This is a genomic window from Streptomyces sp. CB00455 (assembly GCF_001905445.1).
Classification (GTDB): domain Bacteria; phylum Actinomycetota; class Actinomycetes; order Streptomycetales; family Streptomycetaceae; genus Streptomyces.
Genome location: NZ_LIVQ01000005.1, coordinates 444897 through 463423 on the forward strand (window position 1 = coordinate 444897; position 18527 = coordinate 463423).

The window sequence follows — 18527 nt, forward strand, 5'->3', positions numbered from 1 at the left end:
TCGCCGCCCACCGCTCCAGGGTCCGAGCCCACAGCCCCCCGTGATTCCCGTGCACGGAGCGGGGCAGGGGCGCGGAGGACCACCTTTCTGCCGAAGGAATCGCCGTGATATTCACCGTGCTCCTCGTGCCGCCCCTCCTCCTCTGCGCCATGCTGGCCCTCGGCCGCTACGAAGAGCGCATGCTCGATCCACGGGAAGCAGAGCCCGAGCCCCTCGGCCGGCACCTACGGTCCGTACTGGACCCCGCGCTGGAGCCCGAGCTGCCCCCCGTCGCCCCGGCCTACACACCCGCCCGCTCCCACCACGGCCGCCACGCGGCCTGAGTACGGGGCTGCCGACGGTGCCGACGGGGCCGCCGAGCAGTCCGATGCGCAGCGGCCGGCGGCCGGGGCGGGTGACCGGCGCCGTGCCCCCGTCAGCGCTCCCTGGTCACCGCATCGGTCAGCGCCTGCACGGTGGTGAGGCTTCCGAGGTCCACGCCGTCCTGGACGTGGAATCCCGCGGCCTTCAGGTCGGCCAGTACGCCGATCACCGCGGCGTCGTCCAGCCCGAGGTCATCCGCAAGGTCCGTCTGCGGCTCCAGCCGCTCCACGGACCGCCCGCTGTGTCTGGCCACGATCCGCGCCACTTCGATGTCCCACTGCATGGTTTCCCCTCCGGCCGGTCTGTTGTCCTTCGTCCGACGTCGTTGGCCGTCGTCCGTGGTCGTCCTCCGCCTGTACCCCCGGTCGGCGTCCGTCCAACCGGCCGGCACCCGACGGAATGCGCGCGGGACGCCATCCGGCCGCGGCCCGTTTGAGGTTCGCGGTCGCGGTCACACGAGGGGACGAACGTTGTTCCCATCCATCAGGGAGTGATCAGCTGTGTCGGACAACGAGAAGAGCCAGGCCAAGGTGGAACAGGCCGAGGGCAAGCTCAAGGAGACGGCCGGCCGCGCTGTGGGCAACGAGCGGCTGACGGCCGAGGGGCGCGCCGAACAGGCGAAGGGTGACGCCCGTCAGGCCAAGGAGAAGATGAAGGACATCTTCAAGCACTGACCCGCACCACCTGTATGAGCCGCGGTCCCGAGCCCTGTGGGTTTCGGGACCGCGGCGCGCGCGAACAACTGAGGGAGGGCTCCCGGATGATGTCATCGGGGGAGGAAAGGGGCGCGGGCGCGGCCGGGGCCGACTCCGCGTCGGTGGGGGGCGACCTGGTGCTCGCGATAGGGCTCGCCGCGGCGTGCGTGGGGGGCCTGGCCGTGTTCCTCAACGCCGCCGGCGCGGCCGGCAGCGGGATACCCGTGGTGCCCGTCGCCACGGTGGTCGTCCTGGTGGTCGGTGTGGCGCTGGCCCGGTGGAGCGTGGCGCCGGTCCGGCGCAGGTACCGGGCGCGCACGGTCCGTGCGGCGGCCGTCCCGGCCGTCCCGGCCGGCCCGCCTGGGCCGGGCGACCTCGGCGACCTGCTGGTGGCCCCGCAGCCCGCGCCCGAGGTGCCGGCCGTCGCCGAACAGGCCCTGGACCACGCCGGGGCCGACCCCGACGGCTTCGAGCACACCGTCGCGGCCCTGTGCGCGCGGGACGGCTGCTCACCGGTGGAAGTGGTCGGCGGCGCGGGCGACCTGGGCGCCGACGTGATCGCGACGACCGCCGGGGGACTGCGGGTCGTCGTGCAGTGCAAGCACTACTGCGACGGCAACCGCGTGGGATCGCAGGACCTCCAGCGCTTCGGCGGAACCTGCTTCGCCGTGCACGAGGCCGACATCGCGGTCGTCGTGACCACCAGTTCCTTCACCGCGCCCGCCGAGGAGTACGCCGCCACCTGCGGGATCATCTGCATCGACGGCGAAGCGCTGGCGGCCTGGACCGAACTGGCCGCTCCCCCGCCCTGGGAGGCGAGTGGCCGCGACCACGCGTCGCGGATGTCGACGGCCTGACGGCACACTGGTTGTACGGCGTGCGACCGCGGACGCGGCCGCATGTCACCGGCGCCGCCCGAGCCCCGCGCGAGGACCCGTCGCGAGGCCCACCCGCCGCCCCCACCGGGAGGTACGCATGAAGATGCTGATCAACAGTCCGGAGACCGTGGTCGCCGACGCCCTGCGGGGGATGGCCGCCGCCCATCCGGATCTGGACGTGGACGTGGAACGGCGGCTCGTCGTACGGCGGGACGCGCGCGAGGGCGGCCGCGTGGGGCTGGTGTCCGGGGGCGGCTCCGGGCACGAGCCGCTGCACGGCGGTTTCGTGGGGTACGGAATGCTGTCGGCCGCCTGTCCCGGGGAGGTGTTCACCTCGCCGGTGCCCGACCAGATGACGCGGGCCGCGGGCGCCGTGGACTCCGGACACGGCGTGCTGTTCATCGTCAAGAACTACACCGGTGACGTGCTGAACTTCGACATGGCCGCCGAGCTCGCCGAGGAGGACGGGCTGCGCGTCGAGCGGGTACTGGTCAACGACGACGTCGCGGTGACCGACAGCCTGTACACCGCCGGCAGGCGCGGCACCGGCGCGACCCTCTTCGTGGAGAAGATCGCCGGGGCGGCCGCCGAGGAGGGCAGGCCGCTGGAGGAGGTCGTGGCCGTGGCCCGGCGGGTCAACGAGCGCTCGCGCAGCTTCGGCGTGGCCTTGAGCGCTTGTACGACGCCCGCCAAGGGCAGCCCGACCTTCGACCTGCCGGACGGGGAACTGGAGCTCGGAGTGGGGATCCACGGCGAGCCCGGCCGCGAGCGGCGCGCGATGATGCCGTCGCGGGAGATCGCCGACTTCGCGGTGGGCGCCGTGCTCGACGACCTGGCACAGGTGGGCCCATCCGACGGCCCGGTCCTGGCGCTGGTCAACGGCATGGGAGCGACGCCCCTGCTGGAGCTGTACGGCTTCCACGCCGAGGTCGTGCGGGTGTTGGAGGCCCGCGGCGTGCCGGTGGCGCGCGCGCTCGTCGGGAACTACGTCACGTCGCTGGACATGGCGGGCTGCTCGGTGACGCTGTGCCGGGCCGACGAGGAGACGCTGCGGCTGTGGGACGCGCCCGTGCAGACGGCCGCGCTGCGCTGGGGTCGTTGAGGGCCGCTGACCGTAGGGTGACATCGGGTGCCGCCGGGGACCACCGGCGGAGCGATCCGAGGCGAGGAGATCCGGTGCGTGACGCAGACTTCTTCCAGCGCTGGATGGCGGCCGTCGCGGCCTCCGTGGAGCGCGAGGCGGACCACCTGACCGAGCTCGACTCCCCCATCGGGGACGCCGACCACGGGAGCAATCTGCTGCGCGGTTTCCACGCGGTCCGCGCCGCCCTCGACACCGAGGCTCCGACGGCGCCGGGCGCGGTGCTCCAGCTCGCCGGGCGGACCTTGATCTCGACGGTGGGAGGCGCCTCGGGACCGCTGTACGGGACGCTGCTGCGGCGCACGGGCAAGGAGCTCGGGGACGCGGCCGAGGTCTCGGACGACGCGTTGCGCGAGGCCCTGAACGCCGGGGTCGGGGCGGTGGCGCAGCTGGGTGGGGCGGCGCCCGGCGACAAGACGATGCTGGACGCCCTGGTGCCCGGGGTCGCGGAGCTGGGCACCTCCTACCGGGCGGCCGCGGACGCCGCGGACGCCGGGGCGCGAGCGACGGTCCCGATGCAGGCGCGCAAGGGCCGGGCCAGTTACCTCGGCGAGCGCAGCATCGGCCACCAGGATCCGGGCGCGACCTCGTCCGCGCTGGTGCTGGCGGCGCTGGCGGACGTCGCGGCCGCCTCCGGCGGCGGGGATGCGGACGGTACGCGATGACCGGCCCGGAAGCGGGGCGCGCGGAGCCCGGGCAGGTCGGTGTCGTGCTGGTCTCGCACAGCGCGCAGGTCGCCGAAGCGGTGGCGGAGCTGGCCAGGGGTCTGGCGGCCGGCGGACCCACGGCCCCGGTGACCGCGGCGGGCGGGACGCCCGGCGGCGGTCTCGGCACGAGCGCGGAGCTGATCGTCGCGGCCGCACGGGAGGTCGACCGCGGGGCCGGGGTCGCCCTGCTGGTGGATCTCGGCAGCGCCGTGCTGACGGTGAAGGCCCTCCTCCTGGAGGACGAACTGCCGCCGGACTCGCGGCTGGTGGACGCGCCGTTCGTGGAGGGCGCGGTGGCGGCGGTGGTCACCGCCTCCACCGGGGCTCCCCTGTCGGAGGTCGTTTCGGCCGCGGGCGAGGCGTACACCTACCGCAAGGCCTGACCCGGCGGCGCGGCGGGACGGGGCAACCAGCCGGGCCCTGCGGCACGGCTGGACGCGGCAACCGGGCCGGGCCGGCCCGGCGGGGCGGGGCGGCCCCACGCGGTGAACAAGCCGGGCCCCGCCCGGCGGTCTGCCCGGCAGGGCCGCCGGGCAGGCCGGGCGGATCCCGGAGCCGGCCGTCGCGGGCCCGCGACCGTCAGCGGCCCCGGAGGTTCTCGATCTCCCGGCGCTCGCGCTTGGTGGGGCGGCCGGCGCCCCGGTCGCGAATGCCCACCACCGCGGCTTCGACCCGGGTCGGCGGCGGCGGACTCTTGTCGATGAGACACTCGGCGGCCACCGGAGCGCCCACCCGCTTGGACACGGGCCTGCGGACCACGACGATGCGCTCACGTCCCGCGTGGAAGAGCCGTACCTCGTCACCCGCCTTCACGGGCTGCGCGGGCTTGGCGCGCTCCCCGTTGACCTTCACGTGGCCCGCCCGGCAGGCGGTCGCCGCGGTCGAGCGGGTCTTCGTCAGGCGCACGGACCAGATCCAGGCATCGACCCGTACGGATCCCGTCTGCGCCCCTGTTCCCCCGTGTGCAGTTGCCTCGTCAGCCATGCCCCGACTCTAGTGCCGTGGCCGGCTGCCGGCGGTGGCGTGCCGCCACCGAGCCGGTTGCGCCTCCGGGTGGACAGCAGGATTGCGTCCGGCATGTCTTCCCGAGCCGGCGGCGGACCACCTTTTGGCCGATGCCACAAGAGGACCCGCATCTGCGATGGAGATGCCCCCAAGAGAATTGCACATGCCCGGATGATGCGCCTACCTTGTCGCACATGCAGTCCTACAAACCGGGGCGGGCGGCCCGTCACCCGTGAGGCCGCCGAGGAATCCGGTACGGAAGGCCGGCGTGCAGGCCACCGCCCGCGTGACGTCGCCGTCGTGCACGGCGACCGCCCCTGGGGCGGGGCCGCCCCGCCGCCCTCCGGCCCGGCGGCGGCCCGTCCCGGCCTCCACCGCCCGGCGCGGCACCATCCCGTTCGCGCCACCCGCACTCCACACCCGCACCCCGAACGCCCCCCACCCGCTCCGCCCGTCACCGGCGCGGGTCAGCACCGCGCGCAACCGGCACCCGGCCGGGCGCCGACCCGACCGAGGAGCACCCGCCATGTACGCGATCCCCCACCGCCGCCGGGCGGCCGCCGCCGCGCTGACCGCCGCCCTGCTCGTCCCGCTGGCCGCCTGCGGCAGCGACGACGAGCAGAGCGCCGCCGCCCCTTCCGCCGGGGCCTCGTCCCCCGCCTCCGCCGCGCCCGAGGCCGCGAACCTCACGGTCCTCGCCGCGTCCTCGCTCACCGATGCCTTCAAGACCGCGGGCGCCGCATACGAGAAGGCCCACCCGGGCACGAGGGTCACGTTCTCCTTCGCCGGTTCGCAGGAGCTCGCCGCGCAGGTCAAGCAGGGGGCGCCCGCCGACGCCCTGGTGACCGCGGACACCAGGACCATGGACGGCCTGCGGTCCGAGACCGGCGAGGCCACGGTCATCGCGAAGAACCGCCTGGTCATCGCGACGGGCAAGGGCAACCCGTTCAAGATCGACGAATTGAAGGACCTCGCCGACACCAAGGTCAAGGTCGTACTGGCCGCGCCCGAGGTCCCGGTCGGCCGCTACGGCAAGGAGATCCTGGACAAGCAGGGCGTCACCGTGAAGCCCGTCTCCCAGGAGCCCAACGTCCGTGCCGTGCTCGGCAAGGTCGAGCTGGGCGAGGCCGACGCGGGTCTCGTCTACAAGACCGACTCGGCGAAGTCCGGTGACAAGGTCGTCGCCGTGGACATCCCGGACGACCAGAACGCCGTGGCCTCCTACCCGGCCGCCGCGCTGAAGCAGTCCAAGAACGCCGAGGCCGCAGCCGCCTTCGTGGCCTGGCTGAGCAGCCCGGAGGCGCAGAAGATCCTCCAGGACGCCGGTTTCCAGCAGGCGTAGCCGGGCCCGCGCCCGCACACGGAAAGGGGCTGCCCGGCCGGGGGACGGGCGACCCCGCGCTCCCTGCCGGGCCCTGCCCGCCGGTACGGGCCCCGTACGGGCGGCCGACGTACGCTCTCCCCGCCGCCCCACCCGAGCCAGGAACCCTCATGAGCAGACTCCGCCGCACCCGTACCCGGCCCCCCGTGGCCCTGGCGCTGCCCGCGCTGCTGGCCGTCGCGTTCCTGCTGCTGCCGCTGATCGGCATCCTCGGCCGCACGCAGTGGGGGGAGGTCGCCACGCACCTCGGCAGCCCCGGTGTGGTCCGGGCGCTGAAGCTCTCGCTCGTGGTGTCCCTGTGGGCCCTCGGCCTCTCGCTGCTCCTCGGTGTGCCGCTGGCCTGGCTGCTGGCCCGCGTGGAGTTCCGGGGCAAGGCCCTGGTCCGTTCGCTGGTGCTGCTCCCGATGGTGCTGCCGCCCACCGTGGGCGGTGTGGCCCTGCTGCTCGGCTTCGGGCGGCGCGGGCTGCTCGGGCCGTGGCTGGAGGAGACCTTCGGGGTCACCCTGCCCTTCCACACGTCGGGGGCCGTCGTCGCCGCCACCTTCGTGGCCATGCCGTTCCTCGTCATCAGCCTGGAAGGCGCGCTCGGTGGGCTCAGGCAGAGCTACGAGGAGACCGCCGCCTCCCTGGGTGCCTCACCGGTGCGGGTGTTCCTCACGGTGACGCTGCCCATGGTGGCGCCCGGGCTGACCGCCGGGGCCGCGCTCACCTGGGCCCGCGCGCTCGGCGAATTCGGCGCGACCATCACCTTCGCCGGCAATCTGCCCGGCACCACCCAGACGCTGCCGCTCCAGGTGTACCTGCTGCTCCAGGACCAGCCGGAGGCGGCGACCTCCGTCTCGCTGCTGCTCCTCGTGATCGCCATGGCCGTGCTGATCGCCCTGCGCGGCCGCTGGACGGGGCTCCCGGCCGCCGGCCGGACCGCGGAGGCGCCGGCGGTGGCCGAGGAGGCGCCACCGACCGCCGCCGATGCCGGTGCCGACCGGTTCGGGACGGGACCGGCGGCGTCCGATGCCCGGGAGGGGACGGGGCCCGGGACGGCCGCGCCGCGGGACGCCGGCCACTGGCCGCTGCACGCCACCGTCACCGGCTTCAACCGGCTCACGCTCGATGCCGAACCCGGCACCACCATCGCGGTCGTCGGGGAGAACGGCGCGGGCAAGACCACCCTGCTGCGGGCGCTCCTCGGCCTGACCCCGCGGGCCCACGCCGACCTCAGGCTCGGCGACGCCGACGTCACCGCGCTGGCGCCGCACAGGCGCCAGGTGGCCTGGGTCCCGCAGGACGGCGCGCTGTTCCCGCACCTGAGCGCCCTGGCCAACACGGCGTACGGGCTGCGCGCCCGCCGGGTGCCGCGCGCCGAGGCCCGCCGCGAGGCACAGGACTGGCTGGACCGGCTCGGCGTCGGTCACCTCGCCGGGCGCAGGCCCGCCCAGCTCTCCGGCGGCCAAGCCCAGCGCGTCGCGCTCGCGCGCGCCCTCGCCGCCCGTCCCCGGCTCCTGCTACTGGACGAACCCCTCGCCGCCCTCGACCAGACGACGCGGGCCCAGGTCCGGCACACCCTGCGCACCCATCTGGCGGGCTTCGGCGGGGTCTGCCTGATCGTCACGCACGACCCCGTCGAGGCGGTGTCGCTGGCCGACCGGGTCCTCGTGCTCGCCGACGGTCAGACCCTCCAGGACGCGCCGCCCGCGGAGGTGACCCGGCACCCGCGTTCCCCGTGGGTGGCCCGGATGCTGGGCCGCAACGCCTGGCCGGGCACCGCCTCGGGCGACGGCCTCGCCCTCGCGTCGGGAGGACACCTGATCGTCGCCGAGACCCTGCCCGAGGGGGCGCAGGCCCTGGCGATCATCGCCCCGGAAGCGGTGTCGGTACACCGGGAGCGACCCGGCGGCAGCCCCCGCAACGTCTGGCAGGGCACCGTACGGGAGATCACCTCGGCCGGCAGCCGGCTGCGCGTCCTCATCGCCTCGGCCCGGGCCCCGGACCTGGTCGCGGAGATCACCCCGACGGCCGCGGCCGAACTGGGTCTCGTCGACGGTTCCCCGGTGTGGACCAGCGTGAAGGCCACCGAGATCACGCTCGTGCGTCTGTAGGGGGGTCCAGCCGATCACGCCGGGCCCCGGGCGCCCGGCCGCCGGGCCGCCCGGCCTCCCGGGTGCCGGGACCCGCCTACGACCGCGATTCCGCCGATTCGGGCGCCTGCGCCGGCTCGCGGCCGAGGCCGGTCTGGTGCGGGAGCGCGGCGGGCGCCTGCGCACCGGCCGGTGCGCTCCGCGGCCACCTGCGGGCAGCGCGCCCGCCTCCGTGACGGCACGCTCGGCAAACCCCCTGGGGCCCGCGGACCCCCGGGGCCGCACTCAGCCGACGGCCGCCACCGGCGCGGTGACGCTGAATTCGCACCAGACGCACTTGCCGCCGCCCCGGGGCTCCACGCCCCACTCGTCCGCGAGACGGTCCACCAGCAGCAGTCCGCGCCCCGACACCGCCCAGTCCCCCGCGTCGCGCGGCCGCGGCAGGGCGCTGCTGGAGTCCTCCACCTCGATCCGGATCCGCCCGTCGGCCGTGAGGCGCATGCCGACCTGGCCGCCGCCCTCCGTGTGGACGAGGGCGTTGGTCATGAGCTCGTCCGCCGCCAGTTCGATCTCGTCGGCGCGGTCCCGCGCCCCCCAGGCGGCCACCGCCGCGCGGATCAGGTGGCGGGCCATCGCCGGGGCCCGCGGATCGCCCGGTTCCAGCCGCTGGTGCAGCGGGCCGCCGCCGGGGGCGGTGGGGGTGCCGCGCCGGCGCAGGACGAGCAGGGCCATGTCGTCCCCGCCGCCGGAGTCACCGACCAGTTCGCACAGGACGTCGGCGAGCCCCTCCACCTCGACGGGGCCCTCACACACCGCGTCCATGAGTTCCCGCATGCCGGTGTCGGGATCGGCGCCGGGTCGTTCGATCAGACCGTCGGTGCACAGCAGCAGCGTGTCCCCGGGGTGCAGTTCGTGGGCGGTGACGGGGTAGCCCGAGCCGGTCCCCGGCTGGTCATGGGGTTCCAGCCCCAGCGGCAGCCCGCCCGCCGCCCGGATCCGGTGGCAGCTGCCGTCCCCCCGCCGCACCACGGGGTCGAGGTGGCCGGCCCGCACGATCCGGACCATCCCGGTGGTGAGGTCCACCTCGGCGTAGGTGCACGTGGCGAACCGCTCCGTCTCCAGCTCCCGCAGGAAGGCCGAGGCCCGCGCCATCGCGGTGCCGGGGGTGTGCCCCTCGGTGATGTAGGCGCGCAGGACGATGCGCAGCTGGCCCATGACCGCGGCCGCGTCCGTGTCGTGCCCCTCGACGTCGCCGACCATCACCCCGACCCGGCCCCCGCCGAGCGGGATCACGTCGTACCAGTCGCCGCCGATGTCCTGCCCCATCCGTGCGGAGCGGTACCGCACGGCGATCCGCGCACCCGGCACCTCGGGGATCCGGCGGGGCAGCATGGCCCGCTGCAGGCCCTCCGCCAGGTCGTGTTCCTGTTCGAAGAGGATGGCGCGCTGGAGGCTCTGCGCGATGCCGCTGGCGAGCGCCATCAGCAGGTTGCGCTCTTCGGCGGTGAAGTCGCCCTGGCGGGTGTAGAGCAGCCCCAGCGCCCCGACGGGCCGTCCCTGGGCGATGAGCGGCAGGTAGACCCCGCTGCGCACGGACAGGGGTTCGATGTACGGCCACAGCATCGGGTAGCGGCCCTGGAACGCCTGCCGCGAGGCGATGAAGACGGGCTGCATGGTGCGTACGGCCTCGCTCATCGGGTATTGCGCGTCGATCCGGGTGTACTCGATCTCCGGGACGTACGAGCCGAGCTGTCCTTCCGCGACGAGATGGATGCGGGCTCCGTCGACGACGCCCAGCATCACGCTGACCGCGCCGAGGTGCCCGAGGGCCTCGGGGTCCTTGAGGACGTCGGTGACGTCGGTGACGGTGCGGGCGTGGGCGAGGATGGCCGTGGTCCGCTCGACGACGCCCGTCATCCGGCGCCGCCCCTCGGAGCGGTCCCCGGTGGCGCCCGGCTCGCCGGGGTCGTGGGCGGCGTCGCGCAGGATGCCGATGACGCGGTACGGCTTCCCGTGCGGGTCGCGCACGAAGTGCCCCTGGATGTGCGTCCAGGAAGGGGCGCCGTCGCGGCGGCGGCTGCGGACGTAGACCCCGTAGTGACTGCGGCCGCCCTCGATCGCCTGGGTCACCCGGGCGTCGATCCGGTCGGCTTCGGCCGGCGGGATGCGGCGCAGCAGTCCGCCGGTGGTTCCGTCGAACTCGTCGGGGCGCAGGTCGAGGACCTCCAGCGCCGTGGGGTCCAGGAACATCCGGCCGCTGACGAGGTCCCAGTCGAAGGTGCCCATGCGGTTGAGCGCGAGGCTCGTGTCCGGCCTCGCGGGCCATGCGACCGCGGAGTCCTCCGCCCTCTGGGCCATGCAGCAAGGGTCTCACCCTCCCCCGCCTTTCTCCTCATGACGGACGTCCGTCCGCCTACGGGGAGTGCGGGGCCGGCTCGGTACCGGTCGGGGCGGTGGCGGCGGACGAGGTGGCCGTCGCCGGGCCGGCGGGCAGGTGCGCCCGGGCGGAGGCGGCGGGCGGGCCGGACCGGTCGGAGCCGCTCGGCGACCCCCTCCGGTCGGCCGGCCCGGCAGGGCGCGACTGCGGGGGCGTGCCGGTGTCCGGCGGAGTCTCGCCGGAGGTGTCGGAAGGCGATGCGCCGGGCGTGTCCGGCGAGCTGTCACCCGGCGTGTCCGAAGGGGATTCCCCCGGGGTGTCCGAGGGGCTGTCCCCCAGCGTGTCCGAGGGACTCTCGCGCGGTGTGTTTCCGGGGGTGTCCGAGGGCGCGTGGCTCCGCCGGTCTCCCGGGGTGCGGCCCGGCGTGCGGCCCGGTGTTCCGCTGGCGTGCGGCGGGGTCGCGGGCGACGAGCGGGCCGGCGGCGGCGTGAGGGGGGCGGGGGTGCGGACCACCGGCGGCGGGACGGGTTCGTCGCGCGCGGGGTCGGGGCCCCGCTCACGCCCGTACCAGCGCCCCTCACGCTGGTCGTAGATCACGAACGTGTCCACGACGGTCTCCGCCGGGGCGATCACGACGGTTTTCGCGGGCTCGTACGAGCTCCAGGGCTGCCCGAAGCGCTTGGGGTCGGCCTTCAGCGCGACCGGCGGTCCCAGCGGGTTCCCGCAGGCACACCGCACCCGCGGCACCCCTCTGTCGTCCACCAGTACGGCCGTCCCCGCCTGGAGGACGGCCTGGTAGGCGACAGCGCCGCCGTCGCGGTAGCCGTGGTTGGTGACCCGGATGTCCGAGCGCAGCTGGACCGGGGTGAGCGAGCGCAGGTAGCCCGGGACGGCCGCCGGCTGCAGGCCGAGCGCCGAGGCGAAGGCACTGTTCTTCGCGGGCTGGGCGGAGAGCAACTCGACCTGCTTGTCGACGTCGCAGCCGGCGACGCCCTTGGTGCCTCCGTACAGCCCCGGCGAGGCCCCGCTGACACTGCGGATCCCGGAGGCGCCCGGGGTGGCACCGGTCGTGCCGGTGGCGGGCGGCGGCGGGCTCTGGGGCGGCGCCGTGTCCTGTCGCGTCGCCGTGGATTCGGTGAAGGGGTCCGGGCCGGAGGCCGCGGCAGGCTGGAGGAAGACCTCGCCGCCGGCCTTGTCGGCGGTCCCGCTGGGCCGGGTCAGCACCACGGCCAGGGCCACGACCGCCGCCACCGCGACCAGCACGGTGGCCAGCCGGGGCACGGACCGCCACCACGGGCCGCCGGCCCGGCCGCCGGCCCCGTCGCCACCGCCGTCCCCGCCCGCCCCGCCCGCCCCGCTGCTCGCGCCGCCCGGTCCGCTGGGCGGACCGGCCGGCGGTGGCGAGTCGGGAGGTCCCTGCCGGCCGCCCGAGAGCGGGCCGGAGGGCGGTCCCGTGGGGCGCGCGGCGGAGGTCGTCGGCTGCTGGGACGGATCCTGGTCGGGGTTCGTGCTCACGGGCTCTTCTTCCTGGCGGAGGAGTTCCCTGCGGACCATTGTGTGCGTCGCTGCGGTGGTGCCCGCAAGCCGGGGCTGCCTACGGTGGCGGGGTGAGCCAGACGCCGACACGACCATCGCCCGGGGGCTCAGGACCGGCCGGCCGGGCGTGGCGCGACGCCTGCGCCGCGGTCCTCGCCGGCTTCGCCGTGATGATCGCGGTCGCGGCGGCCGGACTGGCCTGCGCCGGAGCCGGCAGCCTGCCGGGCGGCGCGTTCCCGCGGGTGGTCGCCGCCGTCGTGGTGATGGCGGCCGGCGGCTCCGTCGAGGTGGCGGGTGACGCCGGACTCCTGGCCGATGCCGGTGCGAGCCTGTCCGTCCTCCCCCTCTCGGTGAGCCTGGCCGGCGCCCTCACGACCGGGTACGCGTTCCTGCGCCCCCTGCACAACCGGGCCGTGACCCGCCCCGGCGAACTGACGGCGCGTGCGGCGCCCTTGGCGCTCCTGTGGCTCCTTGCGCTGGGCGGGACGGCGCTGTTCGCCCGCCAGAACTTCGCCCTCTCCACCGCGGACTCCTCCCTGGGGGACCTCGGCGACCTCCTGGGCTCGGCGCCGACCGTGGGCTTCCGGGCGGCCCTGCCCGCCACCCTGTTCTTCGGACTGCTCTGGATCCTGGGCCTGTTGCTGATCGCCCTGCTGGTCTCCCGCCGCGCTCCGCTCCCGGCCGCCCTGGTGCGCTTCCACGCGGCGGTGCGGCCCGCCGCCTTCGCCACCGTCGTACTGCTGCTCGCGTACGTCGTCCTCGGCGCCGGCGTCGGTCTGGTCGCGGCCGTGACCCAGGGGCATGCCGCCCGGACGCTGGCCGTGCTCCTGCTCGGCCTGCCCAACCTCGCCTGGCTCGCCCTCACCCTGGGCTTCGGCGGCGCCTGGGAGGGCAGGGTGGACGGCCCCTTCGGGCTGCCGGTGCCACAGCCGCTGGACGCGGTCCTGCGCGGCCCCGGCCCGTCCACGGTCGATGTCGGCTCGCTCGCGGAGCAGGACCCCCGGGCCTGGTGGCTGGTGGTGGCGGCCGCCGTCCTGCTGCTCGGCGCGGGCGTGCTGGCGGCCGTACGGTCCCCGGCGCGCATCCGCCCGCGCCGGCACGCGCTCCACCTCGGCGTGGCCCTGGCACTGGCCACCCTGACGGTGTGCCTGCTGGGCCGGGTCCAGGCCCGCCTCGGCCTCTCCCTCCTGGGCCTCGGCGACGTGGGCGGCCTGGGCGGCAGGACCGACCTGACCCCCGTCCTGTGGCGCACCGTCGGCCTCGCCCTGCTGTGGGGTGCGGTGGCCGGCTTCCTGGGCGCCCTGGCGGCCCGCCGCCTGCGCCGGCGCGGCCTCGTCGACGAGGCGGCCGCGGTCGCGCGCCCGCACCCCTGACCCGGGCGGTGCGAGGAAGATCCGGCGCGGCGCCCGTCACCGTGCCCCGGAGCGCCACGGCGCTGCCACGGCGCACGACCGGACACCCGGTCGGCCACGGCCCGGCCGGGCGGTCGGCCACGGCCCGGCCGGTCACCGGTCCGGTCCCGCCCGCTCAGTCGCTTCCCCCGGATCCGGGGGTGTCCACGATGCGCGTCGGGGCGTGCCCGCGCTGCCCCTCGGCGCGTTCCGCGGCCGCGCCGGGCGCTTCGGCAGCCGGCCGTACGCCGGCCCCGCCCTCCGGAGCGGCCTGCGCCGGCGGGGGCTGCGGCCCGGGCGGGGCCCCCGGTCCCGCGACGACCGCGTAGGTCGCCAGACGGCTCCCGTCGCCGTACATCCACCGGCCCGCCGTCTCGTCGAAGAGCCACACGGACTCGCCGTCGAGGACGACTCCGGCCCGCAGGCCCCGTACGGCGTGGTGGAAGGACTCGGTGTCGCAGCGCCCCGCCGCGAGGTCGGCGACGGCCCGCCGGTAGCGCTCCAGGGCCCCGGCGCTGCGTTCCAGTTGCGGCCGGGGGTCTTCGGAGTGCCCCGGCGCCCTTCCGCCGGCGGTCGGCGGCGGCTGCGGCACGGCCACCAGGAGCCGCCCGTCCACCCAGGCGGACCACCCGTTGGCGCACATGATCTCGCCCCATTCACCGCGACGGGACAGCAACTGCACGGGCAGGAGGGGGTCCAGGGACGCGGTCGGCCGGGAGACGTCGGGCGCCTCCCAGGCGGCCAGTCCCTCCTGTGGCACGACATGGGTGGGCCGGAAGTCCGGCGCCGGTTCCGGTGGTGTCATCGGCCCGGCCCTACTTCCGCATGATGGCGGGCTCGTGCCGGCGCAGCAGCCGGGCGACCAGTACCCCGAAGAACACCGACAGCGCCGCCAGCGCCCCCAGGTCGATCAGCCACACCCCGGTGCTGTGCGCGAACAGCGGGTCGTCGGCGAGGGGCCCGGGCACGATCGCGCCGAGGTCGATGGTGGCCGCCATGGCGGCGAGTCCCCAGCGCGACGGGACGAGCCACGCGAGCTGCTCGACCACGGGTACTCCTTCCAGATGGAGCAGCGCCCCGCAGAACACGACCTGGACGATCGCGAGCAGGACCAGCAGGGGCATGGTGACCTCTTCCTTCGTGACCAGCGCGGAGATCAGCAGGCCGAGCATCATCGCGGTGACGGACAGCAGTGCCACCGCGATGGTGATCTCCACCAGGGGCGGCATGAGGACTCCCCTGCCGCCCGGGGCGTTGGTCTTCACTCCGAAGAGGCCCACGAGCGTGAGGACCACCGCCTGCGCCACGGTGATGGCCCCCAGCACCACCACCTTGGACATCAGGTAGGCGGAGCGCGACAGGCCGACGGCGCGCTCGCGCTGGTAGACGACCCGTTCCTTGACCAGTTCGCGCACGGCGTTGGCCGCCCCGGTGAGCACGCCGCCGACACACAGGATGAGCAGGGCGTTGACGGCGGTCTCCTGGGTGAGCTCCTTGCCGGCCAGCGCCCGGGCCATGGCGCCCATGACGAAGGGCAGCGCGATCATGATGGCGAGGAAGGTCCGGTCGGCGCTCAGCGCGGCCGCGTACCGTCGCACGAGGGTGGACAGCTGGGACCCCCAGCTCTGGGCCTTGGGCGGCGCGGCGACGAAGGCTCCCGGCGCCGGGGCGTCCCGCGCGGTGGGGTCGTCCGGCCGCCCGGACCGGCGGTCGGCGCCCTCGATGTACCTGCGGTGGAGCGGCGAGGCGGCGTACTCCCGCGCCCAGTCGCGTCCCTGCTGGTCCTCGAATGCCTCGAACGCCTCGGGCCACTGCGTGAAGCCGAAGAAGCCGAGCGTCTCCTCGGGCGGCCCGAAGTAGGCGATGCGCCCGCCGGGGGCGAGGACCAGCAGCCTGTCGCAGACGTCGAGGCTGAGCACGCTGTGGGTGACCACGATGACGGTGCGCCCGTCGTCGGCGAGGCCGCGCAGCATGTGCATCACCGAGCGGTCCATGCCGGGGTCGAGGCCGGAGGTGGGTTCGTCCAGGAAGAGCAGAGAGGGTTTGGTGAGCAGCTCCAGTGCGACGGAGACGCGTTTGCGCTGGCCGCCGGAGAGGCTGTGGATGTGCTGGTCGGCACGCTGGCCGAGACCCAGTTCGGCGATCACCTCGTCGACGCGGGCGGTGCGCTCGTCCCTGGCGGTGTCCTGCGGGAAGCGCAGTTCGGCGGCGTAGGCGAGGGCCCGCCGGACGGTGAGCTGGGTGTGCAGGATGTCGTCCTGCGGGACGAGCCCGATGCGGCTGCGCAGTTCGGCGTAGTCGCGGTAGAGGTCGCGTCCGTCGTACAGGACGCTCCCGCGGGTGGCGGGGCGCAGGCCGGTGAGTGCGCCGAGGAGGGTGGACTTGCCGGCACCGCTGGGGCCGACCACGGCGAGCAGGCATTTTGCGCCGACGGGGAAGGAGACGTCCGCCAGGAGCGTTTTGCGGCCGTGGTCGACGCAGACGGTGAGGCCCTGGACGTCGAGCGACACCTCGCCCGTGTCGACGTACTCCTGGAGCCGGTCCCCGACGAGGCAGAAGGCGGAGTGCCCGATGCCGACGATGTCCCCTTCGGTGAGGGGGGCGGCGCCGTGGATGCGGGCGCCGTTGAGGTAGGTGCCGTTGTGGCTGGCGAGGTCGGCGATCTCGTAGGTGCCGTCGGCGAGCGCGCGCAGCTCGGCGTGGCGGCGGGAGACGACGAGGTCACCGAGGACGAGGCCGTTCTCGGGAGCGCGGCCGATGCCCAGGGCGGACCGGGCGGGCAGCGGACGGATGGTGGTCGGCCGCCGGAAGGTGCCCGTCAGGGACGGCTGCGAGACACCGGCCGGCGGGGCGGTGGGCGGCGCGGCGGGCGGTGCGCCGACGGCTGGGGCGCGCGGGGCGGCGGCCGGCGGCGGGGGCGACGGCGGTGGGGTGCGGCCGGCGAAGACGGCGCGCGGGCCGTCTTCGGCGCTGCCGAAGCGCAGCTCGCTGCCGGGGCCGATCGTCCACGCGTGCACGCGGTGGCCGTAGGCCCAGGTGCCGTTGGTGCTGTCCTCGTCCTCGACCGTCCAGTGGTCGCCCTCGGGGCGCAGGACGGCGTGGTGCCAGGAGACGCGGGCATCGTCGAGACAGATCTCGCAGAGGGGGTCCCGGCCGACGCGGTAGGTCCGGCCCGGGCTCATCTGCGTGGAGCCCCGGTCGGTTTCCAGGACGAGCTCGGGCGCGGTCGGCACACCGGGGCGCTGGACCATGGTCACATGCTCCCACGATCCGGGCGGCACGGCACCGCTCCGACATCGCCGCAGGTCACAGCCTCCTTATGGGTAATGACAACGGTCCCCGTTGCAGCCTTTGCCCATCTCGGCGCAGTGCGCTTCACTTCACGCGACGGCACCGTCGAACAGGTGCCACGAGGAGACGGGGGACGCCATGGGCGGGCACGACCACGCGCACGACGGCGCCGGCCACGCGGGCCACGCGGGCCACGGCCACGGTGTGGCGGCCGACGCCGACCGGCGGTGGCTGGCGATCGCGCTGGGTCTGATCGGCGCCTTCATGGCCGTGGAGGTGGTCATCGGTGTGGTGGCCCACTCGCTGGCGCTGATCTCCGACGCGGCCCACATGCTGACCGACGCCGTCTCGATCCTCCTCGCGCTGATCGCGATGCGGCTGGCGGCCCGGCCGGCGCGCGGTGGATTCACGTACGGCCTCAAGCGGGCGGAGATACTCTCCGCCCAGGCCAACGGTCTGACGCTGCTCCTGCTGGCCGTGTGGCTGGCGTACGAGGCGGTGCGCCGGCTGGTGGACCCGCCGGCGGTGGAGGGCGGGCTGGTCCTGGTCACGGCCCTCGCGGGCATCGTCGTCAATGTCGCCGCCGCCTGGTGCATCTCGAAGGCGAACCGGTCCTCGCTGGCCGTCGAGGGCGCCTACCAGCACATCCTGAACGACCTGTTCGCCTTCATCGGGACCGCCGTCGCCGGTCTGATCGTGCTCACCACGGGCTTCCGGCAGGCCGACTCGATCGCCACCCTCGTGGTGGTGGTGCTGATGGTCCGGGCGGGCTACGGGCTGGTCCGGGAGTCCGGGCGGATCTTCCTGGAAGCGGCCCCCGCGCACATGGACCCGGACGCGGTGGGCGACCGGCTCGTCGGACATCCGCCGGTCACCGAGGTGCACGACCTGCACATCTGGACGATCACCTCCGGGCAGGCGGCCCTCTCCGCCCACGTGCTCGTGGAACCGGCGGGCGACTGCCACGCGGTGCGGCGGGACCTGGAGCGGCTGCTGGACGAGGAGTACGGGATCACGCACACCACCCTCCAGGTGGACCACGTGCAGGACACCCTGCTGACGGTCGGCCGCGCGGGAGAGGACCCGGCGGGCCCGGACCGGCACTGCGCGGACGCGCACGGTCCGGTCCACCGGGAGGGCCCGCACGCGCACTGATCATTGACCTGACCGCGGACGGGGCAGGAATGGGGCATGACGCACAAACGAAGCGCCGGACTGCTGCTGTTCCGCCGGACCGGGCAGGAGCAGGACCACGGGATCGAGGTCCTGCTCGGGCACATGGGCGGCCCGATCTGGGCCGGGCGGGACACCGGTGACTGGGCGATCCCCAAGGGCGAGTACGGGCCGCAGGAGACGCCGCGGGACGCGGCCCGCCGGGAGTTCACCGAGGAGATCGGCCTGCCGCCGCCCGAGGGCGAGTACCTGCCGCTCGGCGAGGTCCGCCTGACCAGCGGCAAACTGGTGACCATCTGGGCGGTGGAGGCGGACCTCGATCCCGCGCTGATGGTGCCGGGGACCTTCACGCTGGAATGGCCGCCGCACTCGGGGACCGTGCAGGAGTTCCCCGAATTGGACCGGGTGGCCTGGTTCAGTCCGGGTGTGGCCGAAAAACACTTGATGCCCTCTCAGATTCCGTTCCTGGAAAGGCTGTTGAAGCTCCTGGAGGGTTGACTCGACCTTTACTTGC

17 protein-coding genes are annotated in these 18527 nt (G+C 75.0%); 11 read left to right on the forward strand and 6 right to left on the reverse strand.

Features of this window, described 5'->3' with window-relative positions:
* The first annotated feature begins 104 nt into the window (after positions 1-104).
* Positions 105-323, forward strand: coding sequence for a hypothetical protein (locus AMK16_RS22255; protein WP_073918426.1), 219 nt, complete (start codon positions 105-107; stop codon positions 321-323).
* Between the two features lie 92 nt (positions 324-415).
* On the opposite strand, the gene AMK16_RS22260 is transcribed toward AMK16_RS22255, so the two are convergent.
* Complete coding sequence (locus AMK16_RS22260; protein WP_073918428.1) at positions 416-646, reverse strand: phosphopantetheine-binding protein; 231 nt, start codon at positions 644-646, stop codon at positions 416-418.
* Between the two features lie 217 nt (positions 647-863).
* On the opposite strand from AMK16_RS22260, the gene AMK16_RS22265 reads away from it, so the two are divergent.
* The 5 genes from AMK16_RS22265 to AMK16_RS22285 all read left to right on the forward strand — a co-directional run bounded on the left by AMK16_RS22265 (position 864) and on the right by AMK16_RS22285 (position 4167).
* Complete coding sequence (locus AMK16_RS22265) at positions 864-1037, forward strand: CsbD family protein (RefSeq protein ID WP_073918429.1); 174 nt, start codon at positions 864-866, stop codon at positions 1035-1037.
* Positions 1038-1123: 86 nt separating this feature from the next.
* The gene (locus tag AMK16_RS22270) at positions 1124-1915 is read left to right on the forward strand and encodes a restriction endonuclease (RefSeq protein ID WP_199885517.1); all 792 of its coding nucleotides are present in this window, start codon (positions 1124-1126) and stop codon (positions 1913-1915) included.
* A gap of 118 nt (positions 1916-2033) precedes the next feature.
* Entirely contained in the window at positions 2034-3038 is a 1005-nt protein-coding gene (gene dhaK, locus AMK16_RS22275) for a dihydroxyacetone kinase subunit DhaK (RefSeq protein ID WP_073918431.1), read from the forward strand.
* 74 nt (positions 3039-3112) lie between these two features.
* Entirely contained in the window at positions 3113-3742 is a 630-nt protein-coding gene (gene dhaL, locus AMK16_RS22280; RefSeq protein WP_073918432.1) for a dihydroxyacetone kinase subunit DhaL, read from the forward strand.
* The gene (locus tag AMK16_RS22285; RefSeq protein ID WP_073918434.1) at positions 3739-4167 is read left to right on the forward strand and encodes a PTS-dependent dihydroxyacetone kinase phosphotransferase subunit DhaM; all 429 of its coding nucleotides are present in this window, start codon (positions 3739-3741) and stop codon (positions 4165-4167) included. Before dhaL ends, AMK16_RS22285 begins: the two co-directional genes overlap by 4 nt.
* 196 nt (positions 4168-4363) lie before the next feature.
* Here the strand turns inward: AMK16_RS22285 and AMK16_RS22290 are convergent, their stop codons facing one another.
* Entirely contained in the window at positions 4364-4768 is a 405-nt protein-coding gene (locus AMK16_RS22290) for an RNA-binding S4 domain-containing protein (RefSeq protein ID WP_073918435.1), read from the reverse strand.
* Between the two features lie 547 nt (positions 4769-5315).
* Between AMK16_RS22290 and modA the strand changes: the two genes are divergently transcribed.
* Both modA and AMK16_RS22300 read left to right on the forward strand, forming a co-directional pair.
* On the forward strand, positions 5316-6131 hold the full coding sequence (gene modA / locus AMK16_RS22295) for a molybdate ABC transporter substrate-binding protein (protein WP_073918437.1): 816 nt from the start codon (positions 5316-5318) through the stop codon (positions 6129-6131).
* Between the two features lie 149 nt (positions 6132-6280).
* Positions 6281-8266: an ABC transporter permease gene (locus tag AMK16_RS22300; protein ID WP_073918438.1), complete on the forward strand. Its 1986-nt coding sequence runs from the start codon at positions 6281-6283 to the stop codon at positions 8264-8266.
* A 264-nt stretch (positions 8267-8530) separates the two neighbouring features.
* Here the strand turns inward: AMK16_RS22300 and AMK16_RS22305 are convergent, their stop codons facing one another.
* Together AMK16_RS22305 and AMK16_RS22310 are read right to left on the reverse strand one after the other, a co-directional pair.
* On the reverse strand, positions 8531-10603 hold the full coding sequence (locus AMK16_RS22305) for a SpoIIE family protein phosphatase (RefSeq protein ID WP_073918440.1): 2073 nt from the start codon (positions 10601-10603) through the stop codon (positions 8531-8533).
* Between the two features lie 55 nt (positions 10604-10658).
* A complete protein-coding gene (locus tag AMK16_RS22310; RefSeq protein WP_073918441.1) occupies positions 10659-12137 on the reverse strand; it encodes a DUF6777 domain-containing protein in 1479 nt (492 codons plus the stop codon).
* Positions 12138-12229: 92 nt separating this feature from the next.
* Between AMK16_RS22310 and AMK16_RS22315 the strand changes: the two genes are divergently transcribed.
* The gene (locus AMK16_RS22315) at positions 12230-13531 is read left to right on the forward strand and encodes a streptophobe family protein (protein WP_073918443.1); all 1302 of its coding nucleotides are present in this window, start codon (positions 12230-12232) and stop codon (positions 13529-13531) included.
* Between the two features lie 154 nt (positions 13532-13685).
* Here the strand turns inward: AMK16_RS22315 and AMK16_RS22320 are convergent, their stop codons facing one another.
* Together AMK16_RS22320 and AMK16_RS22325 are read right to left on the reverse strand one after the other, a co-directional pair.
* The gene (locus AMK16_RS22320; protein ID WP_073918444.1) at positions 13686-14354 is read right to left on the reverse strand and encodes a hypothetical protein; all 669 of its coding nucleotides are present in this window, start codon (positions 14352-14354) and stop codon (positions 13686-13688) included.
* Positions 14355-14364: 10 nt separating this feature from the next.
* Entirely contained in the window at positions 14365-16800 is a 2436-nt protein-coding gene (locus AMK16_RS22325) for an ABC transporter ATP-binding protein/permease (RefSeq protein ID WP_073918895.1), read from the reverse strand.
* 178 nt (positions 16801-16978) lie between these two features.
* Here AMK16_RS22325 and AMK16_RS22330 point away from each other — a divergent pair, with 178 nt between their 5' ends.
* On the forward strand, positions 16979-17995 hold the full coding sequence (locus AMK16_RS22330) for a cation diffusion facilitator family transporter (RefSeq protein WP_073918446.1): 1017 nt from the start codon (positions 16979-16981) through the stop codon (positions 17993-17995).
* 36 nt (positions 17996-18031) lie between these two features.
* The gene (locus AMK16_RS22335; RefSeq protein ID WP_073918447.1) at positions 18032-18511 is read left to right on the forward strand and encodes an NUDIX domain-containing protein; all 480 of its coding nucleotides are present in this window, start codon (positions 18032-18034) and stop codon (positions 18509-18511) included.
* Positions 18512-18527 lie beyond the last annotated feature (16 nt).

Bases quoted from the DNA above. Each gene is read 5' to 3' on its own strand.
- AMK16_RS22260 (WP_073918428.1), bottom strand. From the start codon at position 646: ATGCAGTGGGACATCGAAGTGGCGCGGATCGTGGCCAGACACAGCGGG.
- AMK16_RS22270 (WP_199885517.1), top strand. From the start codon at position 1,124: ATGATGTCATCGGGGGAGGAAAGGGGCGCGGGCGCGGCCGGGGCCGAC.
- dhaK (WP_073918431.1), top strand. From the start codon at position 2,034: ATGAAGATGCTGATCAACAGTCCGGAGACCGTGGTCGCCGACGCCCTG.
- AMK16_RS22285 (WP_073918434.1), top strand. From the start codon at position 3,739: ATGACCGGCCCGGAAGCGGGGCGCGCGGAGCCCGGGCAGGTCGGTGTC.
- AMK16_RS22290 (WP_073918435.1), bottom strand. From the start codon at position 4,768: ATGGCTGACGAGGCAACTGCACACGGGGGAACAGGGGCGCAGACGGGA.
- modA (WP_073918437.1), top strand. From the start codon at position 5,316: ATGTACGCGATCCCCCACCGCCGCCGGGCGGCCGCCGCCGCGCTGACC.
- AMK16_RS22300 (WP_073918438.1), top strand. From the start codon at position 6,281: ATGAGCAGACTCCGCCGCACCCGTACCCGGCCCCCCGTGGCCCTGGCG.
- AMK16_RS22305 (WP_073918440.1), bottom strand. From the start codon at position 10,603: ATGGCCCAGAGGGCGGAGGACTCCGCGGTCGCATGGCCCGCGAGGCCG.
- AMK16_RS22320 (WP_073918444.1), bottom strand. From the start codon at position 14,354: ATGACACCACCGGAACCGGCGCCGGACTTCCGGCCCACCCATGTCGTG.
- AMK16_RS22325 (WP_073918895.1), bottom strand. From the start codon at position 16,800: ATGGTCCAGCGCCCCGGTGTGCCGACCGCGCCCGAGCTCGTCCTGGAA.
- AMK16_RS22330 (WP_073918446.1), top strand. From the start codon at position 16,979: ATGGGCGGGCACGACCACGCGCACGACGGCGCCGGCCACGCGGGCCAC.
- AMK16_RS22335 (WP_073918447.1), top strand. From the start codon at position 18,032: ATGACGCACAAACGAAGCGCCGGACTGCTGCTGTTCCGCCGGACCGGG.